We start from the raw sequence: 8,345 nt of genomic DNA, 5'->3' as shown, positions 1-8,345 counted from the left end.
GGCCGCGGGCGCGGCCCCTCCGGCGTCGTTGTCGCTACGCCTCGAACGTGGCGGCCAGGGCCTCGGCGAGACCCGGCACCAGACCGGCGCCGGTCAGCACCTGGGTCGGTGAGTCCTTCTCGCGCAGCCGCAGCGCCGAGTCCCGCGTCCCGTCCCGTAGTACGGCGACCGTCATCCGTACCTCCTGACGGTCCGGGTGGGCGGCGACCCAGTCCACGAGCGCGGACTCGTCCAGGCCCTCGGGGACGGACGCCTCGGCGGACGGCGGCAGCATCAGACGCTCCACCGTGATCGCGCACCCGGCCACCGCGCCGGGCCACGCGATCGTGGCGAGGAACTCGTCGAGCGGCGTGCCCGCCGGGATCTCGTCCTGCTCGACGGGCGTGAGCGGGGCGGGCGTCGAGCCGTCGTCGAGACCGAGCTGGCTGGCCAGCTCCGGTTCGTCGGTGCGCAGTCGGGCCGTGTCGACGAGCGCGAACAGCCTGGCGGGCTGGTCCCAGCCCAGGCCGGAGGCGTATTCGTCGATTTCGAGCACCGCACGGGTGATGGGGGTCGAGGCGACCGGGCCCGAGGCCGAAGGCGGCTGATCGGACGAGGAAGAGGAGGAAGAGGAGGAGGAAAGGTTGGACATGGCCAACATCCTGCCTCCTTCCGACCCCCGTGCGGGAACTAGGTAAAGCCTCAGTAAGTTGCATGGGTGGGCCCTACGATCGCTGGGGCCCGCTTACAGACGCTGATTCAGCTGCTTTCACACGACCGCGAACTTCGAGGTGCGCACGTTGGCTTTCCAGATGCCGGACCGCGGCGGAGGCCCGACCGGGCCACGGATCAGAGTGGGCCGGCCGTCCAGACGTGCCCGGACCCTGCTCATGACACTGGGCATTCTGGCCGTCCTGGCCATGATGTTCGTCATGTTCGCCGGGTTCTGGACCGACTGGCTCTGGTATCGCTCGGTGAAATACTCGTCCGTTTTCACCACCACCCTCTGGACCAAGATCGGCCTGTTCGCGGTCTTCGGTCTGCTGATGGCGGCTGCCGTCGGCGTGAACATCTGGCTGGCGCACCGGCTGCGGCCGCCGCTGAGCGCGATGTCGCTGGAGCAACAGAGCCTCGACCGGTACCGGATGGGCATCGCCCCGTACAAGAAGTGGGTGCTGCTGGCGATCACCGCCCTGGTCGGGCTGATCGCCGGAGCGTCCGCGGCCGGTCAGTGGCGCACCTGGCTGATGTGGGTCAACGGTGTGTCCTTCGGCCAGAAGGACCCCCAGTTCAACCTGGACGTGAGTTTCTACGCGTTCGACCTGCCCTGGTACCGCTTCATGCTCGGCTTCGGCTTCGCCGCGGTCGTGCTGGCGCTGATCGCCGCCGCGCTGACGCACTATCTGTACGGAGGGCTGCGCGTCACCAGCCCCGGCGCGCGGGCGACGGGCGCGGCCACCGGCCATCTCTCGGTGCTGCTCGGTGTGTTCGTCTCGCTCAAGGCCGTGGCGTACTGGCTCGACCGGTACGGGCTCGCCGTCAAGGCGAGTGACTTCAAGGCCACCGGCAACTGGACGGGTCTGCGGTACGTCGACGCCAACGCCTATCTGCCGGCGAAGACGATCCTGTTCTGCATCGCCGCCATCTGCGCCGTGCTGTTCTTCGCGACGCTCTGGCGCCGCACCTGGCAGCTGCCGGTGATCGGCTTCGGTCTGATGGTCCTGTCCGCCATCCTCATCGGCGGCCTCTACCCGGCGATCGTGCAGAAGTTCCAGGTCCAGCCCAACGAGCAGGCCAAGGAAGCCCCGTACATCGAGAAGAACATCGATGCCACACGCGCCGCGTACGGCATCGACGACGCCGATGTGACGGACTACTCCGGCAAGGGCGATCCCGAGAAGAAGGCGGAGCAGCGGGAGGCGGCCGACTCGGCCGCCAGCTACCGGCTGGTGGACCCCAACGTCGTCTCGCCCGCCTTCCAGCAGCTCCAGCAGGAACGCAAGTACTACCAGTTCCCGGACACGCTGGACGTCGACCGCTACCTCGGCCCGGACAAGAAGCCGCAGGACACGGTCATCGGTCTGCGCGAGCTGAACATCACCGGTATCCCCAAGCGCAACTGGATCAACGACCACTTCACCTACACCCATGGGTACGGAGCGATCGCGTCCAAGGGCACGATGACGGTCACCGACGAGAACGACGGCACGGTCGGCGCGCCCGACTTCACGGAGTCCGGCCTGCCGACCACCGGTGAGCTTCCCAAGTACGAGCAGCGGATCTACTACGGCGAGAAGACCCAGCAGTACTCGATCGTGGGCGGCCCGCAGAAGGAGCTCGACTACGAGAAGAACGGTGAGCGGACCACCAGCTACAAGGGCAAGAGCGGCGTCGATCTCTCCAACCCGGTGAACCGCGCGGCCTACGCCGTGGCGTTCAGCGAGCCGCAGATGCTCTACTCCGGCGCCATCGGCGAGGGTTCGCGGATCCTGTACAACCGCACGCCGAAGGAGCGCGTCGAGGCGGTCGCACCCTGGCTGACCATCGACGGCGACGCCTACCCCGCCGTGGTCGACGGCCGGATCAAGTGGATCGTCGACGCCTACACCACGACGAACGGCTATCCGTACGCCTCTCGTACGACGCTGGGCGACACCACGACCGACTCGCTGACCAACAACCAGCGCGCGGTCGTCGCGCAGCAGAACCAGGTCAACTACATCCGCAACTCGGTGAAGGCCACCGTCGACGCGTACGACGGCTCGGTCAACCTGTACCAGTGGGACACCGAGGACCCGGTCCTCAAGACCTGGATGAAGGCATTCCCGAACACGGTCAAGCCGAAGTCGGACATCCAGCCGGAGCTGCTGGCCCACCTGCGCTACCCGCAGGACATGTTCAAGGTCCAGCGCGAGCTGCTCACCCGCTACCACGTCACGGACGCCGCCCAGTTCTACAGCGGCTCCGACGCGTGGCAGGTGCCGGACGACCCGACGAACAAGGACAGCAGTGCGGTCCCGCCGTACTACCTGAGCCTGAAGATGCCGGGGCAGTCCGCGCAGAAGTTCTCGCTGACGACGACCTTCACACCCAACGGACGTCCCAATCTGGGGGCGTTCATGGCGGTCGACGCCGATGCCACCAGCAAGGACTACGGCAAGATCAGAGTCCTGAGAGTGACGTCCACGGTCCAGGGACCGCAACAGGTGCAGAGCGAGTTGAACGGCGTGCCCGAAGTCGCCGAGTTCGTACGGAACCTGAGAGGCACCGACTCGGACATCGAGTACGGCAACCTGCTCACCGTGCCGCTCGGCGGGGGGTTCCTGTACATCGAGCCGGTGTACGCGCGCGGCGGCAGTGCGAACTATCCGCTGTTGAAGAAGATCGCCGTCTCCTACGGAGGCAAGCCGGTCTTCAAGGACAGTCTGTCCGAGGCGCTGAACGCGGTGTTCGGTGTCGACGGCGCCGAGCCGCCGCCGGAGACGCAGCCACCGGGCGAGGGCGACACGACGACGCCGCCGGCCACCGGTGACGCCGCGCTCAAGGACGCCATCGCCGACGCCCAGAAGGCGTACACGGACGGTGAGGCCGCGCTGGCGAAGCAGGACTGGGTCGCGTACGGGAAGGCCCAGGAGGCCCTCCAGGAGGCCCTGGAGCGCGCCGCCGACGCGGAGAAGTCCGCCAAGGCGCCGGCGGGCGGGAGCGACGACAAGACCTGATCAGCGAACACCCCGCGTCGTGGTACGGTTTGGAACACAACGACGCGGGGTGGAGCAGCTCGGTAGCTCGCTGGGCTCATAACCCAGAGGTCGCAGGTTCAAATCCTGTCCCCGCTACTTACCAGTCAAAGGCCCGGATCCGATCAGGATCCGGGCCTTTGCTGCGCGTTGTGTTGTGTTCGTACCTGTTCGTGGCCGATCCGTGACCGTGCGTTCGGTCAAGTGGGCGGTGGGAGTGGCGAGTTGACCCGAGAGGCGTTTGAGTTGTCTCTCTGTGGGCATGTCGACAAAACGCTGAAGTGACCTTGCTGGCCGCGATATACCAGGTGTACGCGGGTAACAGGTGGTGCAACGATGGATTTTATGGGGGACAGGGCAACTCTGTTGGAGACAGGGCGGTTTGTACAGGGACAGGCGGATAGTGCCGCCGACGCCGAGGACTCCAAGGGCGCGACCGGCGCCACGACCGCCGGCGGCCCCACGGAGAGCGCCGACGCCGAGACGGAGGCGCGCCACCGGCGCGCCGCGGACGGCGGCGACGTCGCGTCCATGAGTGTGCTGGGCGCGCTGCTGCTGCGCCGCGGCGATCTTGACGCCGCCGAGAAGTACCTGCGCGCGGCGACCGCCGAGGGCGACCGTGCCGCGGCCAACAACCTGGGTGTCCTCCTCCACCAGCGCGGCTACACCGAGGAGGCGTCGGGCTGGTGGCGCGTCGCCGCCGTCGCCGGATCGGCCGCCGCCGCGCACGCGCTCGGCCGGCACTACCGCGAGCAGGGCGACGAGCCCGCCGCCGAGTACTGGCTGCGCCAGTCCGCCGAGCAGGGGCACGCGCTGGGCGCCTACGCGCTCGCCGATCTGCTGGAGCACCGCAGCGATGTCGGCTCGGAGCGCTGGCTGCGGGCCGCCGCCGAGCAGGGCCACCGGGAGGCGTCGTACCGTCTCGCGCGTGCGCTGGAGCGGCGGGCGAGGCAGGCCGCGCGCACCGGCGACACCGTCCGCGCGGTCATCACCGGCAAGGGCGGTGGCAGGGACAGGGGCAAGGGTGACGGCGCGGGCTCCGGCGTGCGCGTGGCCCCCGCGGGCCACGACGGTACGGGCCCCGGCGCCGAGGCCGACGCCGGACAGTCGCTCCTCGCCGAGGCCGCGCAGTGGTACCGGCAGGCGGCCGCGCGCGGGCACCGCCGCGCCGCGCTGCACCTCGGCGCGATCCTGGAGAGCCGCGGCGAGCTGAAGGAGGCCGGGCGCTGGTATCTGACGTCCGCCAAGGACGGCGAGGCGCGGGCCGCCTGCGCCCTCGGCTTCCTGCTGCGCGACGCCGGTGACGAGGAGAGCGCCGCCGTCTGGTGGCTGCGCGCCGCGCAGGACGGCGACGGCAACGCCGCCAACGCGCTCGGCGCGCTCCACGCCGCCCGCGGCGAGCAGCAGACCGCCGAGCGCTGGTACCGGGCCGCGATGGACGCGGGCGACGTCAACGGCGCCTACAACCTCGGGCTGCTCTGCGCGGCCCAGGACCGTACGGCGCAGGCCGAGCAGTGGTACCGCCGCGCCGCCTACGCGGGCCACCGCGAGGCGGCCAACGCCCTCGCCGTCCTGCTTCTCCAGGCCGGTGACCCGACCGGCGCCGAGCCCTGGTTCTCCAAGGCGGCCGAGGCGGGCAGCGTCGACGCCGCGTTCAACCTGGGCATCCTCTACGCGGGCCGTGACGACGACCGTACGGCCCTGGTCTGGTACGAGCGGGCCGCGGCGGCCGGGCACACGGAAGCGGCCCTCCAGGTGGGCATCGCGTGCCTCAGGGACGGCGACGAGCAGGCGGCGGAGCGGCATCTGCGGTGCGCGGCCGGCGGCGGCAGCGCGGAGGCTGCCTTCCGGCTCGCGACCGTGCTGGACGCGCGGCAGCCGCCGCCGGGCGCGCCCGCGCTCGGTGAGACGCAGCCGGAGAAGACCGAGTGCGAGCAGTGGTACGAGCGCGCGGCCGAGCACGGTCACCGGCGCGCCCAGGTGCGGGTCGGGATGCTCGCGGCGGGTCGCGGCGACATGACGGACGCGGCGCGCTGGTACCGGGAGGCGGCGGAGGCGGGCAGCCGCAACGGCGCCTTCAACCTGGGGCTGTTGCTGGCCCGTGAGGGCAGCGAGCGGGAGGCGGCGCTGTGGTGGTCGCGCGCGGCGCAGGCCGGCCACGGGCGCGCGGCGCTGCGGCTCGCGCTGCTCGCGGCCCGGCGCGGGGAGTTGGCCGAGGGGCAGCGCTGGTGCGCCCGCGCGGTGGAGCTGGGGCCGTCCGAGGTGACGGAGCGGGCGGCGCGGCTGCGCGAGGCGCTGCACCAGGAACTGACCGCGTGAGCGGCGTCGGGAAAGGGATTTGCGCTGGTCGACGGGGTGACGTAATGTCGTGTTCACCGACGCGGGGTGGAGCAGCTCGGTAGCTCGCTGGGCTCATAACCCAGAGGTCGCAGGTTCAAATCCTGTCCCCGCTACTGAAGTAGAAGGACGAAGGCCCGGATCCGATCAGGATCCGGGCCTTCGTCGTGCTCGGGGTGTGTGGCGCGGTGCTCCGGGCGCCGCGTGGGCCGCGGGGCGGTGCGCGCTCAGGCTTGGGCGCAGTTGGGGCAGGTGCCCCGGTACGTCACTTCCACGTCCGAGATCGCGAAGCCGAAGCGCTCCGTCGCCGGCAGGTCCGCCAGCGGGTCGCCCAGCGGGTGCACGTCGCGGATCGTGCCGCAGTGCGCGCAGACCAGGTGGTGGTGGGGCCGGTGCGCGTTCGGGTCGTACCGCTTGGCGCGCCGGTCCGTCGAGACCTCGATGACCTCGCCCAACGTCACCATCTCGCCCAGGGTGTTGTAGACCGTCGCCCTGGAGATCTCGGGCAGCCGGGCCACGGCGCGCGCGTGCACCTCGTCCGCCGTGAGGTGTACGTGGTCCCCGTCGAGGACCTCGGCCACCACACGGCGCTGGGCGGTCATCCGCCAGCCGCGTTCGCGAAGTCGTTCCAACAGGTCACTCATGAGGGTCAGCTTAACAGTGAGGACGCCCAGATCCTGAACGTGTGTCGAGTTGGATCCTTACTTGACTTAGACAAAGTCCATCGTAGGATCGAGACAGGCAATCGCCGAGCGACAGGCACAGGCGGGTATGACGCAGGAGGCGCACGTGACGCAGGGACCGCTTACTACGGAGGCCGGCGCGCCGGTGGCCGACAACCAGAACAGCGAGACGGCGGGCGCGGGCGGTCCCGTTCTGGTCCAGGACCAGGCGCTTCTGGAGAAGCTCGCCCACTTCAACCGCGAGCGCATCCCGGAGCGCATCGTGCACGCCCGCGGCGCCGGGGCGTACGGCACCTTCACGCTGACCCGCGACGTCTCGCGGTGGACGCGGGCGAAGTTCCTCTCCGAGGTCGGCAAGCAGACCGAAACGTTCCTGCGCTTCTCCACCGTCGCCGGAAACCTGGGCTCGGCCGACGCGGTGCGCGACCCCCGCGGTTTCGCGCTGAAGTTCTACACCGAGGAGGGCAACTACGACCTCGTCGGCAACAACACCCCGGTGTTCTTCATCAAGGACGCCATCAAGTTCCCCGACTTCATCCACACCCAGAAGCGCGACCCGTACACGGGCAGCCAGGAGGCTGACAACGTATGGGACTTCTGGGGCCTGAGCCCCGAGTCGACGCACCAGGTGACCTGGTTGTTCGGCGACCGCGGCATCCCCGCCTCGCTGCGGCACATGAACGGGTACGGCTCGCACACGTACCAGTGGAACAACGAGGCCGGCGAGGTCTTCTGGGTCAAGTACCACTTCAAGACCGACCAGGGCATCAAGAACCTGACCTCCGAGGAGGCCGCCGTGCTCGCCGGCGCCGACCCGGACAGTCACCAGCGCGACCTGCGCGAGTCCATCGAGCGCGGTGAGTTCCCGTCGTGGACGGTGCAGATCCAGGTCATGCCTGCGGCGGACGCGGCCACTTACCGCTTCAACCCGTTCGACCTGACCAAGGTCTGGCCGCACGAGGACTACCCGCCGGTCGAGATCGGCAGGCTGGAGCTCAACCGCAACCCGGAGAACATCTTCGCCGAGGTCGAGCAGTCGATCTTCAGCCCGGCGCACTTCGTCCCCGGCATCGGCCCGTCGCCCGACAAGATGCTCCAGGGCCGTCTCTTCGCGTACGGCGACGCCCACCGCTACCGCGTCGGCATCAACGCCGACCATCTGCCGGTGAACCGTCCGCACGCCACCGAGGCGCGGACGAACAGCCGTGACGGCTCGCTGTACGACGGCCGTCACAAGGGCGCCAAGAACTACGAGCCGAACAGCTTCGGCGGCCCGTTCCAGACGGACAGGCCCCTCTGGCAGCCCACTACGGTCACCGGCACCACCGGCAACACCGAGGCCCCCGTCCACGCCGAGGACAACGACTTCGTGCAGGCCGGGAACCTCTACCGGCAGATGTCGGAGGACGAGAAGGCGCGACTCGTCGCCAACCTGGCCGGGTTCATCTCCCAGGTCTCGCGCGACGACATCGCCGAGCGGGCGGTCAACAACTTCCGTCAGGCGGACGGAGACTTCGGCAAGCGGCTGGACGCCGCGGTCCAGGCCCTGCGCGGCTGACGGCCCTTGCCGATGAGGCGGTGGAGGCCGGGTTCCGGGACGGATCCGGCC

At 69.7% G+C, this 8,345-nt stretch carries 5 protein-coding genes and 2 tRNA genes; 5 read left to right on the top strand and 2 right to left on the bottom strand.

Features of this window, described 5'->3' with window-relative positions:
• Nucleotides 1-34 precede the first annotated feature (34 nt).
• Nucleotides 35-640 (bottom strand): PPA1309 family protein, encoded by a 606-nt coding sequence (locus tag ACFUN8_RS36120; protein ID WP_383647339.1) that lies wholly within the window; start codon nt 638-640, stop codon nt 35-37.
• 151 nt (nt 641-791) lie between these two features.
• Between ACFUN8_RS36120 and ACFUN8_RS36115 the strand changes: the two genes are divergently transcribed.
• The 4 genes from ACFUN8_RS36115 to ACFUN8_RS36100 all read left to right on the top strand — a co-directional run bounded on the left by ACFUN8_RS36115 (nt 792) and on the right by ACFUN8_RS36100 (nt 6,169).
• Entirely contained in the window at nt 792-3,698 is a 2,907-nt protein-coding gene (locus ACFUN8_RS36115) for a UPF0182 family protein (RefSeq protein ID WP_383647342.1), read from the top strand.
• Between the two features lie 43 nt (nt 3,699-3,741).
• Nucleotides 3,742-3,815: transfer RNA gene (locus ACFUN8_RS36110), tRNA-Met, on the top strand.
• 237 nt (nt 3,816-4,052) lie between these two features.
• Nucleotides 4,053-6,035 (top strand): tetratricopeptide repeat protein, encoded by a 1,983-nt coding sequence (locus ACFUN8_RS36105; RefSeq protein WP_383647337.1) that lies wholly within the window; start codon nt 4,053-4,055, stop codon nt 6,033-6,035.
• A 60-nt stretch (nt 6,036-6,095) separates the two neighbouring features.
• Nucleotides 6,096-6,169: transfer RNA gene (locus tag ACFUN8_RS36100), tRNA-Met, on the top strand.
• A gap of 111 nt (nt 6,170-6,280) precedes the next feature.
• Here ACFUN8_RS36100 and ACFUN8_RS36095 read toward each other — a convergent pair.
• Complete coding sequence (locus ACFUN8_RS36095) at nt 6,281-6,697, bottom strand: Fur family transcriptional regulator (protein WP_383647334.1); 417 nt, start codon at nt 6,695-6,697, stop codon at nt 6,281-6,283.
• Nucleotides 6,698-6,842: 145 nt separating this feature from the next.
• On the opposite strand from ACFUN8_RS36095, the gene ACFUN8_RS36090 reads away from it, so the two are divergent.
• Nucleotides 6,843-8,294, top strand: a complete 1,452-nt coding sequence (locus tag ACFUN8_RS36090; protein WP_383647332.1) for a catalase — start codon at nt 6,843-6,845, stop codon at nt 8,292-8,294.
• The last annotated feature ends 51 nt before the right edge of the window (nt 8,295-8,345 follow it).

Source organism: Streptomyces sp. NPDC057307, from assembly GCF_042667665.1.
Classification (GTDB): domain Bacteria; phylum Actinomycetota; class Actinomycetes; order Streptomycetales; family Streptomycetaceae; genus Streptomyces.
The sequence above is the reverse complement of the archived record's forward strand: the minus strand, read 5'-3'. Positions and strand labels throughout refer to the sequence as shown.